Raw genomic sequence first — 20,562 nt, 5'->3', positions numbered from 1 at the left:
GACAAACAACAACCCCAAAAGGGTCATCGTCGTTCTGTACAATCATTAATCACTCAGCCAAAACACGCGACACTCCAAAAGTGCCACTAAAATGCTTGGCGATGATCACATCGGCACGCTGTTGAGTTCTCAAAACACCATCGCACACCACACGAAGCAGGAACCCTTTTCGTTTCCCGCCCCACTCGGGGCAACTCGTCAACCTTACCACCCTCGCTCCCCGACTTCAACTCGGCGCTTGCTCCTGCTGGAGCCGGCGCGCTGGTCGAAACTACGGTGAGCTTCGAGCTCGCGAGGCAAACTGCCCGGAAACACTGGGGTTTCTGTGCTGTCTGCCCCTCGGCGACTCGGAAAACATTACACGTCCTCCAGGTGGACGCCAAATCACCGTCAGGTGACCTGCGCCACCCCCTTGGACACATCAGGGCCGCCCCCCGTCAGTCGATCCTGACGATGGGGCGGCCCTGGCGTGTGCGCGCTCAGCGATCTTGGACGGTGGGATCCGCGACGATGCGACGGTGGTCGGGCTCGAAGCCGTGGCGAACCCCCCACAGCACGGCCTGGCTGCGGCTCGTCACGCCGATCTTGCGATAGCCGGTGCGGATGTAGCTCTTCACCGAGTTGATCGACAGGTGCGTCTGCGCGGCGATGTCGTTGTTCGACAGACCCTGGGTGATGAGTGCGAGCACCTCGGCTTCACGCGGCGTGAGCCCCTCCTCGCGCCCCGGCCATTCGCCGGCGATGGGGCCGGAGCCCACCTCGGCCGAGACGATGACCTCGCCGGCGTGCACTCGCTCCAGCGCCGAGACGAGTTCGCCCGCGGGCAGCGTCTTGGAGAGGTAACCCCGAACGCCGGCATCGAGACTGCGGCGCACCAGGTCGGGCTGGAAGTTCCACGTGTACACGACGACCTTGTCGACCCGGGGCTCCTTGAGCAGGTGCGCCAGCGCCTCAGGCTCGCCCTGCGCCTGCCCGAACGTGTCATAGAGCGCGATGTCGACGGGATGCTCGACCGTCGACATCGGGCCCTCGATGTCGAGTTCGGCCACCTCGACCCGGTCGCGGTAGCGCTCGAGCATCTTGGCCAGACCGTTGACGACGACCTCGTAGTCGTCGATCACGGCCAGTCGGATGGGGGAGGCGGAAGTCATCACCCCATGAGGGTACGGGGCACACCCGCGCGTTGCCCCACCCCTAGAGGTGAAACACGTCGAAGAATGATGATTTCCAATGCGTTTCACCACTGTCGAGGCCGGCTGACTGCTTCAATCGAGCGGCTGCGTCAGGTCGTAGAAGACCGTCGATCCGATCGTCACCTGACGGTAGGTGGCTTCCGCCCACGCCAGGATGCGGCTCGCATCGCTCGTCTGGGCCGAGCTCGTCCCACCGCCCGCCGATGTTCCACCACTGGCCAGCAGGTAGTGAATCTTGCCTGCCTTCACCTCGGCCTGGAACTGGGCGAGCGTCGGGCTCGGGTCGGTGCCGTTGAAGCCGCCGATCGCCATGACCGGCTCGCCCGTTCCGAGCTGCAGTCCGGCCGCGCTCTGCGAACCCACCGCCGCGGCCACCCAGGTGTAACGCTGCGCGTCGGCCCGCAGGGCGGAGATGACGGCGGCGCTCGGCGTCGTGGCATCGAGCAACCCGCCCATGCCGCCGCCACCGACTCCCTGCCCACCTGCACCGGTGGGCACGGTGCCACGCGTCGTCGAGGAAGCGGCCGGCGGCGCGCCGACTGTCGAACCACCCAGGGCGCGAGCACCGGGGCCACGGCCGCCCGCACCCGGCATCCCACTCATGCCGCCCGACGCCGGCCCGGCGGTGACGATCGAGCCGGTGTGCCCGGAGGTCAGCGTCGTGAGCGAGTACGCGGTCGGCCCGGCGAGGCCCGCGACCACGGCGCCCGCGACGATCACGGGCAGGGCTCGCGCGTGCAGCCGTCGCCCGATGACGAGGAGTGCCGCGCACGTCATTCCGATCGTCAGCACGCCGACGCGCAGCACGTCGCTGTAGGCGCTCGTGCGGGAGAGCAGGACGAACCCCCAGATCGACGACGCGGCGGCCGCGGCCGCCATCGTCAGGGTGCCGACCGGTTCGCGGCGACGCTCCCAGGCCTGCGCGCCACCCATGCCGACGAGCGCCGCGACTGCCGGCGCCAACGCCACCGTGTAGTAGGCGTGGAAGATGCCGGCCATGAACGAGAACGTCAGCATCGTCACCAGGAGCCAGCCGCCCCACACTGCGTAGGCGGCCCGACGGACGTCGGTGCGCGGCGCACGCGCGCGCATCACGACACCCATGACGCCGAGGATGATCGCGGCCGAGATGAGCCAGCTGATCTGGCCGCCGATCTCGGCGTCGAACAGGCGCGTCAGCCCCGTCGAACCCCACTGCCCGCCGGCAGCGCCCCCGCCGCCGCCCACCGAGCCCGTCTCCTCACCGCTGAGTCGGCCGAAGCCGTTGTACCCGAACGTCAGGTCGAGGAAGGAGTTGCTCTGGCTGCCGCCGACGTAGGGACGCATGCTCGCCGGGGTCAGTTCGACGATCGCGACCCACCACCCGGCGGATGCCACGAGAGCGACGAGGGCCACGAGGCTGCCGACGAGGCGTCGACGCAGTGGCGCCGCAGCGAGCAGCAGGAACGCCGCCCCGAAACCGGGGATGACGAGGAAAACCTGCAGCGTCTTCGTCAGGAACCCGAAACCGAGCAACGCGCCGACCAACGCCATCCAGCGCACCGAACCGCGCTCGAGCGCTCGCATCGTGGCCCAGGCGGCCGCCGTCATGAGCAGGACGAGCAACGCGTCCGGGTTGTTGAAACGGAACATGAGGACGGCGACCGGGGTGAGCGCCATGACGAGGCCCGCGAGCAGGCCGGCGCCCGCGCCGAAGTGACGCTTCACCGTCGCGTGCAGGATGGCGACGGTGGCCACACCCATGAGCACCTGCGGTACGAGGATCGAGAAGCTGCTCAGGCCGAGCAGCTGCACCGACAACGCCATGACCCACAGCGACGCAGGTGGTTTGTCGACGGTGATCGAGTTCGCCGCGTCGGAACTGCCGAAGAAGAACGCCTCCCAGTTCTGGGAGCCCGCCTGTGCCGCAGCGGAGTAGAAGGCATTCGCCCAGCCACTGGCGGTGAGGTTCCACAGGTAGAGCACTGCAGTCGCCGCGAGCAGGGCCAACAGCGCCGGGCGGGCCCAGTTCGGGTCGTCGTGCGGGCCGGTGACGAGGCGCGTCAGCCAGGTGCGGGAGGTGTTCGAGGCCGTGGTGCGGATGCCGATAGTGTCGGGGGTATCGCCGGCATCGGGGCTTGTCGCGCCACGGAGCGTCATGTCGGTTGCCCGGCGGGAGCGATGACGCGGTGCGCGCCGCGCGAGGTGTGAGCCGGCGGCTGAGATCGAGGAGTTCATGGCCCCGAGCGTCACGACCTCGGCTTTGGCGCGGCTGTGCGACGACCAGCCCGGGGCCGTGCAGTGGCCGGCCGACGGGCGGCTTCATGAACCGACGACACGCCGGGCACAGCTTCTCCACAGTACCGGCGCGCAACGTCGACGGCGGATGACGGGCGAGCGCCCGCAACGTCGCGCCCCGAGGCGCCAGGCACGAAGGAGACACGATGGACCACGACGACCCCCGACCCGACGCACACAGCATGAACGACGACGACCCGACACTGCACGACATCCCGCCCGTCCGCCGCACTGCTCTGCCCCACACGGGCACCGACAGCGACGCCGGCACGGACTACCGCGGGGAACCGGAGCAGGAGGCGCCGTTTGCCTCGGGCGCTTCGACCGGCAACGACACGGCAGGCGCGTCGGCGCCGGGACCCGAGCGATGGTCGGCGAAGAAGTCGGCGCTCGTGTCGGCGCTGGCCATGGGCACGGCGTCGCTCGTGTCGATCGGCGCGGCCGCGGCGATGCCGGCCGGAACGTCGGGGGGCGGCATGGGCGGCGGAATGGGCGGACCCGGTGGCACGTCGCAGAATCAGCAGGGCACGACTGGTGAGATGGGCCCGGGCATGCAGATGCCCGGCTCGGGCACCTCGGGCTCCGGTACGAACGGAACGTCGGGCGGCACCACCAGTTCTGCGGGTGCATCTGGATCTGGCACGTCCGGATCCGGTGCGTCCGGATCCGGCACCGCAGGCCAGGGCAGCGGGACGAGCGGGGGCGCCCAGGGCCAGGCGCCCGGCGGCTCGGCGGGCAATGCGAGCCAGCAACCGCCGAGCGGCGGGCAGATGCCGGGCGCCGCGCCCGGAGGCACGGGCGGAAACGTCGGAACGTCAGGAAGCTGACGCCGGACACCACCAACTGGCGGCCTCAGACTGGCGATACGGGTGCCCGCGCCGGCCTCCCCTCAGGCAGCGCGGCGTTTCACCCACTGCCCGAGCTGGGTGAGTACCGCGGGCTGCGGATCCTTGCCCGCCGCCACGCGTTTGGCAGCGCCGGCCATGGCCGCGTCATAGACGGGCCGGACGAAACGCTTGGCGCCGTAGGCGACCCGGCCGTCCGGGTCGGTGAGAATGATGTGTCGGCGCGCGCCGATCCCGGCGAACGCGGTGCGGGCGACATCGACCGCCGAACGAGGGGAGCCGTTGATGAGCTCGACGGCGTTGGCCTCCATCTCGGCGTCGGCTCCGGCCAACGACTGCGCGAGGTTCGTACGGAAGAACGACGGGCAGATGACGCTGACGTCGATGCCGAACGGCGCCAGTTCGTTCTGCAGCGTCTCGCTGACGGCGACGACAGCGGCCTTCGTGGCGTTGTATGTCGCCATCGCCGGCGCGTGGACGAGCCCGGCGAGCGAGGCGGTGTTGACGATGTGGCCGCTGCGCTGCGTCTTCATCATCGGGGTGAACGTGCGGCACCCCCGCACGACGCCCATGAGGTTGATCGACAGCGCGCGCTCCCAGTCGGCGATCGCCGTCGTGTCGATGCGCCCGCCGACGGCGATGCCCGCGTTGTTGACGAGGATGTCGAGGCGCCCCCAGTGCTGCTCCACCCAGGCGAGGGCATCGGCCCAAGCGGCATCGTCGCGCACGTCGAGCGTCAGGTAGTCGACGCCGTCCGGCACGCTCGCCGGGCGCTCGGCGTGGAGGTCCGCGACGACGACGCGGGCGGCGTCGGCCACGAAGAGCTTGACGAGTTCGAGGCCGAGACCTGACGCGCCACCGGTGACGAGGACGCACTGACCGGCGTGGCTGGGGGCTGTTCGGCGGCTGAGCTTCATGAGTTTCACGGTAGGTCAGCCACCGGCCGGTTCGCGGCGCTTTCGTCGCTTCGGATGCGGGATGCGTCAGCGGCGCACCGCGTCGATCTCGAGACGTACGTAGTCGAGCACCGGCTCGACCATGGCCTCGCGCACCGCCCGGGTGAACTCGCAGCCCTCCTGCTCGCTCATGCGCTCGAGGTAGGAACCGAGGCAGACGGTCGCGAGGTAGCGCTCCATGACGTCGGGGTCGTCGAGGCGGATCGGGCTCGGGCGCAGCGCGACGCGATCGACGTCGAAACCGTTGCGCTCCAAGTGTTCTCGCGTCTCCTCGGGCGAGGCGAAGGCCTTAGGGGCGAAGCCCTCGGCGTTGACGGCCGCGATCGCGCGCTCGACGTTCTCGATGTTGCCCTCGCCGCCGGAGTCGCTCGTCAGCCGGCCACCCGGGCGCAGCACCGCGGCGAGGTGGGCGAACAGCGTCTCGTGATCGCTGATCCAGTGAAAGCACGCGACGCTCATGACGGCGTCGAACGGGCCTGGCCGCGCGCCGAGCTCCGCGACGTCAAGTGGTTCGGTGAGGTCACGGACCGCGAATGCGGCCCCAGACCCGACCCGCTCGCGGGCCTGCGCGATCATCTGCGACGAGCCGTCGATGCCGACGAGGTCGACACCCGGATGGCGCGACAGCAACTCGGCCGCGTCGCGGCCGGTGCCGCATCCGGCGTCGAGCACCCGTTCGTCACCGCGCAGCGTCATGCGCTCGATGGTGCGTCTGCCCCAGCCGACGTGCGGCAGCGGCAACTCGTCGTAGCTCTTCGCATCCCATTCGCGGGTCATGGCTGGCGCGCTCCTCACGGTGTCTGGCCGGCCGGAAGACCAGCTCCCTTGACATCAAGATACTTTACATCGAGATAGATATTGGGGCTCAGCCCGTGCGACCCACCCAAGCCGTGCGACCCGTGACGCCCTCGCGCCCTACCCCTCGAGCAGGCCGGCGATGTCGTCGGAGGTGAGACGACCGCCGCCGGCACCGGCGTCGACGACGTCGTCGAAGAGCTTGCGCTTCTTCTCCTGCAGCTCCATGACCTTCTCCTCGATCGTGCCCGCGCTGACGTAGCGGTAGACCATGACGTGCTTGGTCTGCCCGATGCGATGTGCGCGGTCGATGGCCTGATCCTCGGCCGCCGGGTTCCACCACGGGTCGAGGACGATGACGTAGTCGGCCTCCGTCAGCGTCAATCCCGTACCACCGGCCTTGAGGGAGATGAAGAACGCGTCGGCCTCGCCGCTCTTGAACTCGTCGACGACCTGCTGCCGGTTGCGCGTCGAGCCGTCGAGGTACGTTGTCGAGACGCCGGCGTCGGCTGCGGCCTCGCGCACGATCGCCAGGAAGTCGGTGAACTGACTGAACACGAGGGCGCGATGCCCCTCCGCGGCGATCTCGGCGAGTTGCTGCACGACCGTCTCGACCTTGCGGCTCACCGAACGCCCGGCGAACTCGTCGTCGACGAGGGCCGGGTCGAGTGCGAGACGTCGCAGGCGGGTGAGCGCGGCCAGGATCTCGACACGGTTGGCGTCCGGATCCTTGAGCAGGCCCATGAGGCGCTGCTGCTCGCGCCGCAGGTGCCGCTTGTAGACGCGCTCGTGCTGCGGCGACATCGCGACGTCGACGCGCTGCACCTGCTTCTCGGGCAGATCGGGCGCGACGTCGCCCTTGCGTCGACGCAGCATGAGCGGGCCGATGCGCCGTTGCAGGCCCTTGAGCGCATCTGTGGCGACGTGCCCCTCCCCCTGCTCGATCGGCTTGCGGTAGCGACGGATGAAATCCTCCGGGCGTGGAAACAACCCCGGCGCGACGAGGTTGAACAGCGACCACACGTCCATGACGGAGTTCTCCAGCGGTGTGCCCGAGATCGCGAGCCCGAACGGCGCGCCGATCTTCTTGACGGCCTGGAAGGTCTGCGACGTGTGGTTCTTCACCATCTGCGCCTCGTCGAGGATCAGCGCGCGCCACCCGCAGGCATGGAACGCGTCGGCGTCGAGGCGCGCGACGGCGTAACTCGTCACGACGACGTGCGGAGCGTCCCGCTGGATCTCCTCGGCCACCTCGGTGCCGCGCTTCTTCGACGTCTCGGCGAGCACCTTCACCTTCAGCTCGGGCGCGAACTGCGCGGCCTCGCGCGCCCACACGCCCAGCACCGACGTCGGTGCGACGACGAGTGCGGGCGTCGTGTCGAGTTCGCCTGCGACGCGGGCGCGTTCGAGCATCGCGAGGGTCTGGATCGTCTTGCCGAGCCCCATGTCGTCGGCGAGCACGCCGCCGAGCCCCGCGTCCCACAGGTTGGCGAGCCAGGCGTATCCCTCGAGTTGGTAGGGGCGCAGGGTCGCCCGGAACGACGGGGGCAGCTCGACGCTCTCCGGGTTCCACCCCGACCTCGTCAGCCCCTCGACGGCCGCCTGCCACTGGGAGCGCTGCGCCTCGACGATGCCGAGCCCGACGAGCTGATCCCACAACCCGATGTCGTAGCGGCTGATCTGCAGGCCGTCGCTCTTCTTGTCGGTGAGTTGCTGCGCCTCCTCGAGCACCTGGGCGATGTCGAGCAGCTGCGGAGAGTCAAGGCGGAAGTACGTGCCCGACGGCAGCATCATGACGTCGCGCCCCTTGCTCATCGCCTCGATGAGGTTGGGGTACGGCACCTCCTGGCCGTCGACGCTGATCGTGATCTGCAGGTCGAGCCAGTCGGTCGCGAGGCCGGCCTCGTTGACGCCGACCTGGACGATCGGATCGTCCTCGGCCTCCTCGTAGGCGGGCAACTCGCCCTTCATGACGACGTCGACGCCGTCGATCGCCCGCAGCTCGGGGATGGCGTCGGCGAGACGCACGGCCTCCAGACCGGTCAGTTCGGCGGTCTGCTTGACCCATAGGTCGAAGGCCGGCACGGCGCGCGTCAGGCGCAGACGACTCAACGGCAGCGCCGCGCGCGCGATGACGGCGGCCTCGCTGGAGAACTGGCGCCCGCGCCCCATCGGCGGCGAGGGGAGGCGACGTTCGCCGTACGTGAAGAACGTCTCGACCTTCGCCTTGCCGACGGTGACCGGCTCGACGACGAGCAAGAGGCGCGGTTCGACGGCGTCCGTCAGCGTCTGCGACGCATCGCTGACGCTCGCGTGTCGGCGGATCTGCGGCAGGAACTCGGCCTCGAACTCGGGCACGTCGGCTTCGGGCACCTCGATGACGTCGCCGAGCAGGAGCGGTTGGAGCAGGGCGTGCGGCGGTTCGTGGAACGGCACGAGCTTGAGGCTGCCGCGGTCGAGGATGGCGACGCCGTGGGCCGGATCGCCGACGAGCGTCGCCGTACCGAACTCGGGTTCGAGGTCGACGCCGACGACGTCGGCCGTCAGGACGAGCCCGCCATCGCGTCGGTGGACGCCGAGGCTCACCTCGGCCGCTTCGGCGAGAGTGACGCCCTCGCCCGGCGTCGCGGCGAGCATCAGCGTGACGCCTGCGTCGGTCAGTTCGGCGAGCGCCTGCCAGACGCCGGGGCCCAGTTCGTCGAGGTAGACGGTCTGGCCGTTGCCGACCCGCGGTTTGTGGGGCGTGATGAAGCGGCGCAGCGCCTCGCTCTGGTGCTCCTCGGCCTCGGCGATGCCGGCACTGCTGCGGGCGTCGAGCCACGTCGCGGTGCGCGACCAACGGCCGGTACGCATGAGTTTCGTCGGTTTGAGCTCGAACCGCTGCACGGGCGTCGAATCGGTCAACGACGCCGGCCGAGCCTTCGGCTCGAACTGCAGGCCGACTTGCGCGCGCCATGCATCACTCGACGGGCTCGCCGACCGCGCCGCGGCGCGCTGCGACTCGTCCGGACCGAGGCTCGCCGTGAGCTTGTCACGCCACGAACTCGTCGAGGACGCCGCGGCACCGCCGAAGAGGGGAACGACGTTGGACTCGGCGGCGTTTCGCGTGCCGGACGGGGCCGATGTGCGGCTGACGCTGCCCTCGCGCACCCCCGACGTCAGCGCGCGACGAGCGGCGAGGATCGAGGCGACCGCATGCTTGCACTCGGTCGCGACAGGACATGTGCACCGCGAGACCCACAACGGCTCACCGTTGCCGGCCTCACCCTTGTACGTGACGAGGCACTGATACGGCGCGAGACCGTTGCCGGTGACCGTGCCCATGAGGACACGCCCGCGATCAGCCGTCGCGAGCGCGATGACCTTGCCCCCGATGGCGTAGTCGAGACCGCGCCCGAAGGCGCCGTCACCGACGACGGCAGCCAGGCCGACGTCCGTGCTCGTCAGCACCCACGTGGCCTCGTCCGGCTCGAACTTCATCACGTCCGCGAGGCTATCGCAGCGCGGCGACAGCCTCGGAATTCCGCGGAAAATGACCGCTCGAGCGACGCAGCGAGTCGTAGGGTGGCGGCATGCACACGCCGTCGATCGTCCTGTGCGCGACGTGGGCGCCCCGCACCGCCGCCGACGTCGCAACGCTGGGCCCGGACAGCCTCGACGACGACGAACGCGCACGGGCCCTGGCCGTGCGCTCGGACACCGCGCGCGCCGAGTTCGTCACGCGCCGTGCGCTGCTGCGCAATGAGCTGGCCAACCTCACCGCCATTCGTCACGAGGACATCCGCTACTGGCGCGAGCCGTGCACGGCGTGCGGCGAGCCGCACGGGCGTCCACGCGCCGTCGGTCATGACGGGTTCTTCTCGACGAGCTCGACGCCGTGGATCACCGCGCTCGCCTCTGCGGACGTCCCCGTCGGGATCGACGTGGAGGTGCTGGCCGCGGCGTCGACCGTCACCGACGTCAGCCGGATGCTGCATCCCGGCGAGCAGGCCGTCATCGACGCAGCGGCGAGCGACGATGACGGACGCCGGGCCTTCACGCAGATCTGGACGCGGAAGGAAGCCCTGCTCAAGGCCACGGGTGAGGGGCTCAATGCGCCCCTCGATCGCGACGACGTCAGCGACCGCGCGCGCATGCCGCCCGGCTGGCGCATCGTCGACATCAGCGACGACCTCGAGGGCTACGACGGCCCGTCGACGTTCGGGGCCTGGGCGATGCGGTCGGATTGAGGGCTGCGGACGCCATCGGAGCCGTCGTCCACGTGACGAACGTGGACGCGAATCGCAGCGGGGGACAGGAATCGCGAATGTGGACGAAAATCGCAGATGGACGCGGAGGCATGCAGGGGCGAGGGGTCAGCCCCAGCCCAGCTCGTGGAGGCAGGCATCGTCAAGGCCGAAGTAGTGGCCGATCTCGTGCAGGAGCGTGACGCGGATCTGTTCGATCACCTGTTCGCGGCTGTGGCTCAGCCGCTGGATGGGGCCGGAGAACAGGATGATCTGGTCGGGCAGGGCTCCCCAGCCGTAGCCCTCGCCACGATCCGGTAGCGCGATGCCGACGTACAACCCGAGCAGCTCGCCCTCGCCGTGTGCGACGCAGGCCTGGGCGAGCTGTTCGGGTGACGGCTCGTCCTCGACCTGGAAGACGACGTTGTCGAGACGGTCGAGGAAGCGCTGCGGTACGCCGTCGAGTGCCTCGCCGACGGCGTCCTCGAACTGCTCCCGACTGAGGTGCGTCACATCTTCTGCGCGGTCCCGGCGACGGTCTTCGCGTACTCGGCAGCCTTGTCCGCCGCAGAAGCACTCACCGTCAGCATCGAGTACGACCCGCTGCCGTTCGGGATGACCATGGAGACACCGTGCACGGTGACACCCTTCGTCGTCAGCGTGTACTCCATCTGCTCACCGGCGCCGGCCGGCGTCGTGATGCGGCTGTATTCACCGGTGGTGACCTTCATGTCGCTGGAACTGTTCGACCCGTTCGCACCGCTTGCAGCGTTGAGCTGGTTGAGTTCCTTCTCCAGTTGGGCCTTGCCCGCCAGGCTCGGGCGCGTCACCTTGAGGACGTTGATGTTGTCGTTGAACCTCTGCGCCCCCGTGGCGTCGATCGCGAGGACGTCTGCGGCCGACGTCATCTGCGCGACGTACTTCTCGGGCGACATGCCGGACTTCTTCGCCACCGGCTCGAGCTGCTTCTTCACCGCGTCCTGCTTACCGAGCTCACCGTCGACGACGGTCCACGACTTCGGCACCGAGAAGGACAACTTGTTCGCCGTCGCCTTCGCCAGCTGCGTGTCGGCGGGCAGCGCCACGCTCGACGCGGCGACGGAGCTCGATGCGCTCGACGGCGAACTCGACTCGGACGCAGGGCTCGTCGACACATCGGTCGACGGCGCCGCACTCGACGAACCACTCGCATTCGAGGCCGCACTCGCGGCGGCGCTCGTCGCGCTGCTCGCGGCGGACGTACCGGAGTCGGAGCCCATCGAGCACCCCGTGAGCGTCAGGGCCGCGACGGCGCTCGACGCGAGCATCGCGCGCTTGATCGTCATCCGCCTCGTGGTGCGCTGGCGAGACATGGCAAACCCTCCCGATCGACGTGTGGTGGCTCGAGCCTAGCGCGGCAGCACCACCGGACGTCCGGTGTTCGGGTCAGGATGCACGACGCACGGGATGCCGTACAGCTGCTCGGCGAGCTGCGCCGTCAGCACGTCGGTCGGCTCGCCCGCCGCGACGATCTCACCGTCCTGCATCGCGACGAGATGGTCGGCGTAGCGCGCCGCGAGGAACAGGTCGTGCAGCACCATGACGACGGTCGTTCCGTGCTCGCGGTTGCGGCGGCGGACGACGTCGAGCAGTTCGACGGCGTGGCCGATGTCGAGGAAGCTCGTCGGCTCGTCGAGCAGGAGGATGCCGGTCTGCTGCGCGAGCACCATCGCGAGCCACACCCGCTGACGCTGGCCGCCGGAAAGAGAATCGGCGGTGCGTTCTGCCAGTTCGCTGACGCCCGTCGCCTCCATCGCCGCGGCGACGGCAGCGTCGTCGTCGGGCCCGCCGCGCCCGAGCAGGCCCTGGTGCGGGGTGCGTCCCTGACGCACGAGCTCGGCCACCGTCATCCCCTCCGGCGCAATGGGGTGTTGCGGCAGCAGCGCGAGGGCCTTGGCGACCTCGCGCGTCGGCGTCGCGTCGATGCTGCGCCCGTCGAGAAGCACATCGCCGGCCGCGGGCTTGAGCAGCCGCGCCAGGCCCGCGAACAGCGTCGACTTGCCGCAGCCGTTCGCGCCGATCAGCACGGTTACCTCGTTCTCGGGCACCTCGAAGGTGATGCCTCGCACGATGTCGGGGCCTGCGGAACGCCCGGATCCGTAGCGCAGGACGAGGTCATGGGCGGCGAGGGACGTCACGAGGCACGGCCTTTCGAACGGCGGGGCGGGCGCTGCGAGGTCAGCAGCAGCCAGGCGAGGACAGGCGCACCGGCGAGGCCGGTGATGACGCCGACGGGCAGCTTGTTGTCACCGGGGACGAGGTAGGCGCCGACGTAGTCGCCGCCGATCGTGATGATCGCGCCGACGAGAGCGGCCGCGACGATGGCGGTGCGGCCCATGAGGCGCCGCGAGATCGGGCCGGCGAGCAGCGCGACGAACGAGATCGGCCCGCAGACACTCGTCGTCACGGCCACGCCGATGACGACGGCGCCGAACGTCGCGGCGCGTACGAACCCGTCGGGCACGCCCAGGCCGATGGCGAGCGGGCGCCCCATCTCGAGCACGCGCAGCCAGTGCGCGAGGGCGGCGAGGACGATGAGCACGAGCGCACCGACGACGGCGAGCCGGGTGATCTGCGGCCACGACACGGCCGAGACGGACCCGGCGAGCCAGGCCATCGCGTCCTGCGCTTGATAGGCGTTCGACTCGAGCAGGATCCACTGGATGAGCGACTGCAGCGCGGCGGCCAGGGCGATGCCGACGAGGATCATCCGCGGCGTCTGCCCACGCGCCATCCCGAGGATCACCGCGGAGACGGCGAGGCCACCCGCGATGGCGGCGCCCGTCACGCCCGCGCCGCTCCAACCGAGGATCGTCGTGCAGAACACGGCCGCGGTGCTCGAGCCGAGCGAGATGCCGAGGACGTCGGGGCTCGCGAGAGGGTTGCGCACGAGCGACTGCATCGCCGCACCGCACGCCCCGAACACGGCGCCCGCGAGCAGGCACGCGAGCGCGCGCGGCAGCTTCGACTCCATGACGATGTAGTTGGCAGCCGGCACGTCGACATGCTCGCCGCGCAGGATGCGGACGAAATCGGGGATCGTCACGGTGAAGTCCCCGAGCAGGCACCGCGCGAGAAAGACGCCGAACGTCACGAGCACCAACGCAGCCAGCATGACGCCCCGGCGTCGGCGGCGCGCGGCGTCGAACGTGTTTGGCGTCGTGGCGGCCACCATCGTCGCGCGCTTCACAGCGACCTCATTCGCGCGACGACCCACAGCAGGGCCGGGCAGCCGAGGACGGACGTCATGATGCCGACCTGCACCTCACCGGGCGGCGAGACGATGCGGCCGAGGGTGTCGGCCAGCACGACGATGCACGCGCCGAGCACTCCCGCGGCCGGCACGAGGACGCGGTAGGACGTGCCGATGAGCGGGCGCAGGACGTGCGGCGCGACGAGCCCGACGAACGCGATCGGCCCGGCGATGCCCGTCGCGGCCGCGGCGAGCATGACACCCGCGCCACCGATGACGAGCCGCAGCCGGCCAGGACGCTCCCCGAGTCCGGCGGCCACGGAATCACCCATGGCGAGGACGTCGAGGCGGCGCCCGGAGGCCAGCAGGACGAGAAATCCGATGACCAGGAACGGGACGGCCGGCACGAGATCGCCGAGGTCACGCCCCGCGACGGAACCGACCTGCCAGAAGCGGTAGGTGTCGAGCGACTTGCCGTTCGAGACGAGCACGGCCTGCGCGATCGACGACGTGCCCGCCGTGAACACCATGCCGGACAGCGCCAGCGTCAGCGGCCCCGACTGCGACGCCTGCCCCAGAGCGCGCGCACCGAACGTCGCGAGAGCCATGACGGCGACCGCCGCGACGGCGGCACCGATGAGCGACAGCAGCACGTAGCCGAGCAGGTTCGACACGCCCCACCACGTGATGCCGATGACGACGGCGAGCGCCGAGCCCGCGTTGATCCCGAGGATGCCGGGGTCGGCCAGCGGGTTGCGGGTGATGCCCTGCATCGCCGTGCCCGCCATCGCGACGGCCGCGCCGACGATGATGCCGATGGCGGTGCGGTCGCCGCGCGAGGCGAGCAGCGCCGAGACGTCACCGCCGTGGAACGAGCCCGCCCCGACGGTGAGCGAGACGGCGACGGCGAACGCGAGCAGCAGCGGCAGCGTCAGCCCGCCTGCGAGCACGCGGCGTGCGTCGATGCGCGGCGTGCGACGCTGATCGGTGCCGGCGCGTGGCGCGGCGGGAGTCGACATCGTCACCCTTTCCAGTGGAACGACGATTCGCCCGGCGCGTCACACCGTCTCGCGGTGGCAGCCGGGCGAATCCTCGAACGAGCCTACGCTCAGGCCTTCTTCGCGGCTTCGGCGAGCTTCGGCAGGAAGGTGTCGATCGCGACGGGGATCGACAGCGGCGTCGGGCTCGCCATCGTCTCGGACGCCTTCTGGTCGGTCAGCGCGAGGTAGCTGCCCTTCTTGAACGCGGGGATCTGCGACAGCAGCTTGTCGGACGTGATCTTCTTCGTCGTCGCCGCGTCCATCGCGTCGAAGACGACGATGTCGGCGTCGAGCTCGGAGGCCTTCTCGGCCGACAGTTCCGTGGAGAACGTCTTCGCGCCCTGGCTCGCCTTCGTGACGAACGACGGCGTCTTGAGGCCGAAGTCGGCGAGGCCGCGCGGACGGTTGTCGTTGAGCGTGTAGACGGTGATCGAGTTGAGCTTGGCCGCGTCGAAGTAGACCCAGGCGACGCTCTTGCCCTTGAGTTCGGGGTGCTTGTCGAGGGCGGCCTTGACCTTGGCCTGCGTCTCGGAGATGACCTTCTCGCCCTCGGCCTTCTTGCCGAGCGCCTCGGCGATCATCTTCGTCGACTCCTGCCACGACGTGCCGTAGGGGTACTTCGGGTACGCGAGGGTCGGGGCGATCTTCGTCAGCTTGTCGTACTCAGCCTGCTTGAGGCCCGAGTTCGTGCCGGAGATGAGGTCGGGCTGGTACTGGGCGACCTTGTCGACGGGCGTGCCGTCGGCGTCGCTGTAGCGCTCGGGCGCCTTGCCGCCGACCTCCTTGAGCTTCGCGTCGAACCAGTCGCTCGACTTCGCGGCGTTGCCGCCCCACGTCACCGCCGGCGCGGCGACGGGCACGACGCCGAGGGCGAGCAGGATGTCGGCGTCCGACCAGCCGGCCGTGACGATCTTCGTCGGCGCCTTCTCGAGCTTCGTCGTGCCGAGGGCGTGCTTGATCGTGACGGGGAAGCCCGCGCCGCTGCCCGCCGAGCCGGCCGATCCCGACGTGGCGCTCGAGGCCTTGTCGGACGACGAGCCGGTGCTGCAGGCGGCGAGGGCGCTGGTGGCACCGGCGGCGGCGATGGCGAAGAAGCCACGGCGGTTGATCATGCGGACGACCTTTCGTTCAGGCGCGCGACGGCACCCGTGTCATGACGTGTTGGTTCTCGCGAGGCACTGCTCGACTGCGAGTTAGGCAATGCTAACCTTAGGTAAGTCGAGATCGTCAACCGCGCCGACTGAGGCTCACATCACGTCTCAGACGAGTGCGGGACGGCATCACCACCGGTCAGGGCGCGCGCCGCCCGGCCACCGAGCGGGAAGGCGGGACGCGTGAGCGACCAGCCCCACGACGCGATGACGCCACCACGCACCCTGCTACGGGTCGAGCGCGGCGAGGCAGGCCGTGTGCTGCGCGAACTGCGCGCCCAGGACTTCGTCTTCACCGTGCTCGAGCGCGAACAACCATCTTCGCGGCTCGTGCGGATTCGACTCTCGGGCAACGGTTTTCTGCGTACACACGCGCCGTATCCGACGATGTGGGTGCGGCTGTGGTTCGCCGATCGCTCCGGCACGGGTGCGGGGCATCAGCGGGCGTACACGCTCGTCGACCCCGACGTCCCGACGGACACGTTCTGGCTCGAGTTCGCCATCCACGACGGTTCCGCGACGGCGTGGGCGCTCGGCGCGCAACCGGGCGATCAGGTCGAAGCAAGCCTCTACGGTTCGGAACCGTCGCTGCCGGGCTGCGACGACGTCGACCATCACCTGCTCGTCGGCGACCCCGCGTCACTGCCCGCGATCAACTCGCTGCTCGACGCCCTCTCCCCGGCGCCGACGACCGTCGTCCTCGAATGGACGCACCCTGACGACCGCGCGCTGCCGGTGCGATTGCGCGACGGCGACGCGCTGCGCTGGGTGCGTCGCGAACGTGACGGTGGCGCGCTGCTCGACGCCGTCGACGAGGTGCTCGCCGATCTGAGCCAGTTGGACAACCCGGCGAGTGGGAGTATGTGTCGCGGTGAGCGCCCGAATCTGCTCGCCGTCCCGGCCAATTGCCCGCGCGTGTTCGCGTGGGGTGCGTGCGACACCGTCACGACGCGCGCGCTGACGAAGAAGCTGCGTGCCGCGGGTCTCGCGAAGAACTGCGTCAAGACGCTCGGCTACTGGCTTCCCTCCACGCAGATCGCTGCCCTGACGGGCTGACGCTCGACGCGAGCGATCGGCGCAGCCGCCCGCCGCGCCGATCGTGCTGAGCGTTCCTCACTCGTTCGGGATGTTGCGTTCCAGCTCGACCAGCCAGGCGCGCGACGACGCGTCGGACGGCATGCGCCAGTCACCACGCGGCGACAGTGCGCCGCCGGCGCTCACCTTCGGCCCGTTCGGCAGTGCCGAGCGCTTGAACTGCTGGCTGAAGAAGCGCTTGTGGAACACCTCGAGCCACTTCTTGATCTCGGCGAGGGAGTAGGCGGGGCGCTCGTCGTCGGGGAAACCGCTCGGCCAGCGCCCTTCGTCAGCGTTCTGCCAGGCGTGCAACGCGAGGAACGCGATCTTGCTCGGGCGCGCTCCGTGCGTCAGCACGTGGTAGAGCGTGAAGTCCTGCAGGTTGTAGGGGCCGATGGCGTCCTGCGTCGACTGCGGCTTCTCGCCCTCCTTCGTCGGCACGAGCTCGGGCGAGATCTCGGTGTCGAGGATCGACAGGAGCGTCTCGCCGACGGCGTCGGAGAACTCGTCACCCGAGGCGACCCAGCGGATGAGGTGCTGCATCAACGTCTTCGGCACGCCCGCGTTGACGCCGTAGTGCGACATCTGGTCGCCGACGCCGTACGTGCACCAGCCGAGTGCGAGTTCGGACAGATCGCCGGTGCCGAGGACGATGCCACCCTTCTGATTCGCGATGCGGAACAGGAAGTCGGTGCGCAGGCCGGCCTGGACGTTCTCGAACGTCACGTCGTAGACGGGCTCGCCGCTGCCCGCGGGGTGGTCCATGTCCTTGAGCATCTGCGTCGCCATCGGCCGGATGTCGACCTCCTCGAACGTCACGCCGAGCGCTTCGGCGAGCTTGTACGCGTTCGACTTCGTGTGATCGCTCGTCGCGAAGCCGGGCATCGTGTACGCGAGGATGTCGGTGCGCGGGCGCCCGACACGGTCCATCGCACGGGCGGCGACGATGAGGGCGTGCGTCGAGTCGAGGCCACCGGAGACGCCGATGACGATCTTCGGCGCGCCGATCGAGCGCATGCGCTGCTCGAGGCCCGAGACCTGGATCTCATACGCCTCGTAGCAGTCCTGCGCGAGCTGCGCGTCGTCGGCGGGGACGAACGGGAAGCGCTCGATCTCGCGGAGAAGGCCGCGGTCGCCGTCCGGGGCGCCGAGTTCGAACGGCACCTCACGCAGCGGACGCGCCGGGCCGATCCCCGGACGGTTGTCGTCGTAGCTGTTGAAGCGCATGCGGGCCTGGCGGATGGCGCCCAGGTCGACGTCGGTGATGCTCGTGCGCGGGCCGCTCGGGAATCGCTCGGATTCGGCGAGCAGCGTGCCCTGGTCGTAGATCATCGTCTGCCCGTCCCAGGCAAGGTCGGTCGTCGACTCACCCTCGCCGCTCGCGGCGTAGACGTACGCGGCGAGGGTGCGGAACGACTGGCTCTGCACGACGAGGCTGCGCTGCGACGACTTGCCGATCGTGATCGGCGAGCCCGACAGGTTCATGAGGACGCTCGCGCCGGCCGCGGCGGCCTCGGACGACGGCGGGATCGGCACCCACACGTCCTCGCAGATCTCGACGTGGATCGCGAGGTCGGGCAGGTCGACGGCGCGGAAGATGAGGTCGGGCCCGAACGGCACCTCGCCCAGGTCGCCGAGGTCGATGTACTGCCCGCGCTGGTCGAGACCCGGTGCATACCAGCGCTTCTCGTAGAACTCCTTGTAGGTGGGCAGGTGGCTCTTCGGCACGACGCCGAGCACCTCGCCGTCCTTGATGACGACGGCACAGTTGAACAGCCGCGTGCCCTTGCGCAGCGGCGCGCCGACGGCGAGCACCGGCGTCAGACCTTCGGAGCCGTCGACGATCGTCTTGATGGCCGCGAGCACGTCGTCGAGCAGCACGTCCTGGAAGACGAGGTCGTCGATGCTGTAACCGGTGAGGTCGAGTTCAGGGAACACCGCCGCTGCGACGCCCCGGTCGTGCAGCTCGCGGGCGACTTCGAGCACGCGCGCCGCGTTCGTCGTCGGATCAGCGAGCGCGACGGGATGCGTCACCGCAGCAACGCGCGCAAAACCGTGAGCATAGAGCGAGCGGAAGTTCATGCCGTCAGTCTGGCAGGCACCACCGACAACCGCGAGCATCCGCTCACGCGCCCCGCTGTCATGATCACGCCCCCAATCCAGCGATTCGCCCGCGGTTGGCGGTGCGGCACCAGAACCCACTTTGCCTGACACATTACTTAGATCATGTCGCGCAACAGGATGAACATGTTGACTTTCAATACGTACGGCCTGAGACTCAATCCATGGCACCCCGTTACACGCACGTCACCCTACGACTGTTTCTCCTGATGTCGATCCTGGGAGCACTCCTCCTGCAGACACTGGTCCTGCCCGCCATGGCTTCATCGATGGCGGAGCGGTTTCCGGAGGTCGCAGACCTCGAACTTCCCACCCTGGCCCTCGCCATCTTCGTGCTGGCGTGCTTCGAGATCGCACTCGCGTGCGTATGGATGCTTGCCGGTGCGACGCGCAGGGGTGAGATCTTCTCCTCCGGGTCGTTGCGGTGGGTCAATCTCATCTGCGCCTGCCTCGCGCTGACTGCACTCGCCCTAGCGGGCTTCACCCTGTTCGACCTGTGCGCCGGGATCGGGCCCATCTCAGTTCCCGCGTTCTTCTCGGCCCTGCTGTTCGTAGACATCGGCTGCTTGTCGATCGTGCTTGTCCTACGTGCCCTTCTGATCGGGGCCACCGGGCTGCAAAGCGAACTGGACGAGGTGATCTGATGGCGATCATCATCCGACTCGACGTTCAACTTGCCCGGAACAAGATGGGCGTAGCCGAGCTCGCGGAAAGGGTGGGCCTCACCCCATCCAACGTGTCGATCTTGAAGAACGGCAGAGCCAAAGCCGTCCGTCTGACCACGCTCGATGCCATCTGCACAGTGCTGCAGTGTCAGCCGGGCGACATCCTCGAATGGGTCCCGGACGAGTGACGCCGTCGCTCGCGCCGACTGTCCACCCGCCGACTCAGGCGTCAGGCGCGGAAAACCTCCTGCGCCTGATCTTCGATCCCATGTCGCGACTCCTGCGAGAACCGGCGCAGCTGCAGATCCATGATGAAGCGCGCTTCCGCTTCCGTGCAATCGAAACGGCGGCGCCCCCGCGCATTCAGGTCATCGTCGTCAAGTGAGTCCGCTACGTCAGCAAGGAGGGCGTGGCGATCTTTCAGTGCCGGGAGGAGAAGCTCGTGCATGCGTTTCTGGATCATCATGACGCCAGCGTACGAGCCAGCCCCCGCGACAAGGCGCTGCCTCTTATCCGCCCGCTCAGCCTCTATCCTCATCCATATGGGTGGGCAACACGAGCCGTGGAACCTCAACATTCATCATGATCAGCTCCTCGCAAGACTCGCCCCGCCGGGAAGCCGCGTTCTCGATGTGGGCTGTGGCGACGGGTTTCTTGCGGCCCGGATGCAGGCGAACGGCTGCCGTGTCGTCGCCATTGACGTGGATGCAGGCGTGCTCGAGCGGGCGCGCCGGCGATGGACCGGTCGCGATATCGAGTGGGTTCAAGCAGACCTGATCACCTACGACCCGCCAGGAAACGAATTCGACGCCGTCGTTTCGAACGCAGCGATCCACCACGTCGAAAGGCGTCGGCCGAGGTCTTGCCCGGTCGCAACTTTCGTCGTTTATGGCTCGGTCGCTACCTCATCGAGTGGACGCGCCCCGCCGACCGGTGAGGTCGGTCGGCAGCCGCATCACAAGTGACGGGCGCGGGGCACGGCTCTCA

19 protein-coding genes are annotated in these 20,562 nt (G+C 69.1%); 6 read left to right on the top strand and 13 right to left on the bottom strand.

The genetic code is table 11. The features are described 5' to 3' along the window. Positions 1–479 precede the first annotated feature (479 nt). Together AC1RS9_RS05750 and AC1RS9_RS05745 are read right to left on the bottom strand one after the other, a co-directional pair. The gene (locus AC1RS9_RS05750) at positions 480–1,151 is read right to left on the bottom strand and encodes a response regulator transcription factor (RefSeq protein ID WP_038569711.1); all 672 of its coding nucleotides are present in this window, start codon (positions 1,149–1,151) and stop codon (positions 480–482) included. Positions 1,152–1,265: 114 nt separating this feature from the next. After that, a complete protein-coding gene (locus AC1RS9_RS05745; RefSeq protein WP_492920783.1) occupies positions 1,266–3,410 on the bottom strand; it encodes an ArnT family glycosyltransferase in 2,145 nt (714 codons plus the stop codon). Positions 3,411–3,616: 206 nt separating this feature from the next. Between AC1RS9_RS05745 and AC1RS9_RS05740 the strand changes: the two genes are divergently transcribed. After that, positions 3,617–4,297, top strand: coding sequence for a hypothetical protein (locus AC1RS9_RS05740; RefSeq protein WP_473957784.1), 681 nt, complete (start codon positions 3,617–3,619; stop codon positions 4,295–4,297). A gap of 62 nt (positions 4,298–4,359) precedes the next feature. Here the strand turns inward: AC1RS9_RS05740 and AC1RS9_RS05735 are convergent, their stop codons facing one another. The 3 genes from AC1RS9_RS05735 to AC1RS9_RS05725 form a co-directional block, all read right to left on the bottom strand. Beyond that, positions 4,360–5,232, bottom strand: coding sequence for an SDR family NAD(P)-dependent oxidoreductase (locus tag AC1RS9_RS05735; protein ID WP_473957782.1), 873 nt, complete (start codon positions 5,230–5,232; stop codon positions 4,360–4,362). Positions 5,233–5,298: 66 nt separating this feature from the next. Beyond that, complete coding sequence (locus AC1RS9_RS05730; protein ID WP_312294364.1) at positions 5,299–6,048, bottom strand: class I SAM-dependent methyltransferase; 750 nt, start codon at positions 6,046–6,048, stop codon at positions 5,299–5,301. A 138-nt stretch (positions 6,049–6,186) separates the two neighbouring features. Further along, positions 6,187–9,546, bottom strand: coding sequence for a DEAD/DEAH box helicase (locus tag AC1RS9_RS05725; protein WP_492920793.1), 3,360 nt, complete (start codon positions 9,544–9,546; stop codon positions 6,187–6,189). Between the two features lie 92 nt (positions 9,547–9,638). Between AC1RS9_RS05725 and AC1RS9_RS05720 the strand changes: the two genes are divergently transcribed. Further along, positions 9,639–10,295 carry a 4'-phosphopantetheinyl transferase family protein gene (locus tag AC1RS9_RS05720; RefSeq protein WP_074040443.1) on the top strand — a complete coding sequence of 219 codons (657 nt, stop codon included), beginning with the start codon at positions 9,639–9,641 and terminating at the stop codon, positions 10,293–10,295. 126 nt (positions 10,296–10,421) lie between these two features. Here AC1RS9_RS05720 and AC1RS9_RS05715 read toward each other — a convergent pair whose 3' ends face one another. The 6 genes from AC1RS9_RS05715 to AC1RS9_RS05690 all read right to left on the bottom strand — a co-directional run bounded on the left by AC1RS9_RS05715 (position 10,422) and on the right by AC1RS9_RS05690 (position 15,676). Next, positions 10,422–10,805 carry a metallopeptidase family protein gene (locus tag AC1RS9_RS05715; protein WP_208065439.1) on the bottom strand — a complete coding sequence of 128 codons (384 nt, stop codon included), beginning with the start codon at positions 10,803–10,805 and terminating at the stop codon, positions 10,422–10,424. After that, positions 10,802–11,644, bottom strand: a complete 843-nt coding sequence (locus AC1RS9_RS05710; protein ID WP_208065438.1) for a hypothetical protein — start codon at positions 11,642–11,644, stop codon at positions 10,802–10,804. Before AC1RS9_RS05710 ends, AC1RS9_RS05715 begins: the two co-directional genes overlap by 4 nt. A 36-nt stretch (positions 11,645–11,680) precedes the next feature. Then, on the bottom strand, positions 11,681–12,469 hold the full coding sequence (locus AC1RS9_RS05705) for an ABC transporter ATP-binding protein (RefSeq protein ID WP_136788658.1): 789 nt from the start codon (positions 12,467–12,469) through the stop codon (positions 11,681–11,683). Continuing rightward, positions 12,466–13,521, bottom strand: a complete 1,056-nt coding sequence (locus AC1RS9_RS05700) for a FecCD family ABC transporter permease (RefSeq protein ID WP_492920779.1) — start codon at positions 13,519–13,521, stop codon at positions 12,466–12,468. Before AC1RS9_RS05700 ends, AC1RS9_RS05705 begins: the two co-directional genes overlap by 4 nt. Further along, a complete protein-coding gene (locus tag AC1RS9_RS05695; protein ID WP_492920777.1) occupies positions 13,518–14,543 on the bottom strand; it encodes a FecCD family ABC transporter permease in 1,026 nt (341 codons plus the stop codon). The genes AC1RS9_RS05700 and AC1RS9_RS05695 overlap by 4 nt, the downstream gene beginning before the upstream one ends. 89 nt (positions 14,544–14,632) lie before the next feature. Next, positions 14,633–15,676 (bottom strand): iron-siderophore ABC transporter substrate-binding protein, encoded by a 1,044-nt coding sequence (locus AC1RS9_RS05690; protein WP_492920775.1) that lies wholly within the window; start codon positions 15,674–15,676, stop codon positions 14,633–14,635. 222 nt (positions 15,677–15,898) lie between these two features. On the opposite strand from AC1RS9_RS05690, the gene AC1RS9_RS05685 reads away from it, so the two are divergent. Continuing rightward, on the top strand, positions 15,899–16,771 hold the full coding sequence (locus AC1RS9_RS05685; protein WP_492920773.1) for a siderophore-interacting protein: 873 nt from the start codon (positions 15,899–15,901) through the stop codon (positions 16,769–16,771). Between the two features lie 57 nt (positions 16,772–16,828). Here AC1RS9_RS05685 and AC1RS9_RS05680 read toward each other — a convergent pair whose 3' ends face one another. Beyond that, positions 16,829–18,871 carry an NAD(+) synthase gene (locus AC1RS9_RS05680; protein ID WP_492920771.1) on the bottom strand — a complete coding sequence of 681 codons (2,043 nt, stop codon included), beginning with the start codon at positions 18,869–18,871 and terminating at the stop codon, positions 16,829–16,831. 203 nt (positions 18,872–19,074) lie between these two features. On the opposite strand from AC1RS9_RS05680, the gene AC1RS9_RS05675 reads away from it, so the two are divergent. Continuing rightward, the gene (locus tag AC1RS9_RS05675; protein WP_083607281.1) at positions 19,075–19,554 is read left to right on the top strand and encodes a DUF2975 domain-containing protein; all 480 of its coding nucleotides are present in this window, start codon (positions 19,075–19,077) and stop codon (positions 19,552–19,554) included. After that, entirely contained in the window at positions 19,554–19,763 is a 210-nt protein-coding gene (locus tag AC1RS9_RS05670) for a helix-turn-helix domain-containing protein (RefSeq protein ID WP_074046047.1), read from the top strand. The genes AC1RS9_RS05675 and AC1RS9_RS05670 overlap by 1 nt, the downstream gene beginning before the upstream one ends. Before the next feature lie 41 nt (positions 19,764–19,804). Here AC1RS9_RS05670 and AC1RS9_RS05665 read toward each other — a convergent pair whose 3' ends face one another. Beyond that, positions 19,805–20,041 (bottom strand): hypothetical protein, encoded by a 237-nt coding sequence (locus AC1RS9_RS05665; RefSeq protein WP_170957249.1) that lies wholly within the window; start codon positions 20,039–20,041, stop codon positions 19,805–19,807. 76 nt (positions 20,042–20,117) lie between these two features. On the opposite strand from AC1RS9_RS05665, the gene AC1RS9_RS05660 reads away from it, so the two are divergent. After that, positions 20,118–20,540 (top strand): class I SAM-dependent methyltransferase, encoded by a 423-nt coding sequence (locus AC1RS9_RS05660; protein WP_074046049.1) that lies wholly within the window; start codon positions 20,118–20,120, stop codon positions 20,538–20,540. Positions 20,541–20,562 lie beyond the last annotated feature (22 nt).

The sequence above is a fragment of the Dermacoccus sp. MPR-E5 genome (assembly GCF_058809565.1).
The sequence above is the reverse complement of the archived record's forward strand: the minus strand, read 5'-3'. Positions and strand labels throughout refer to the sequence as shown.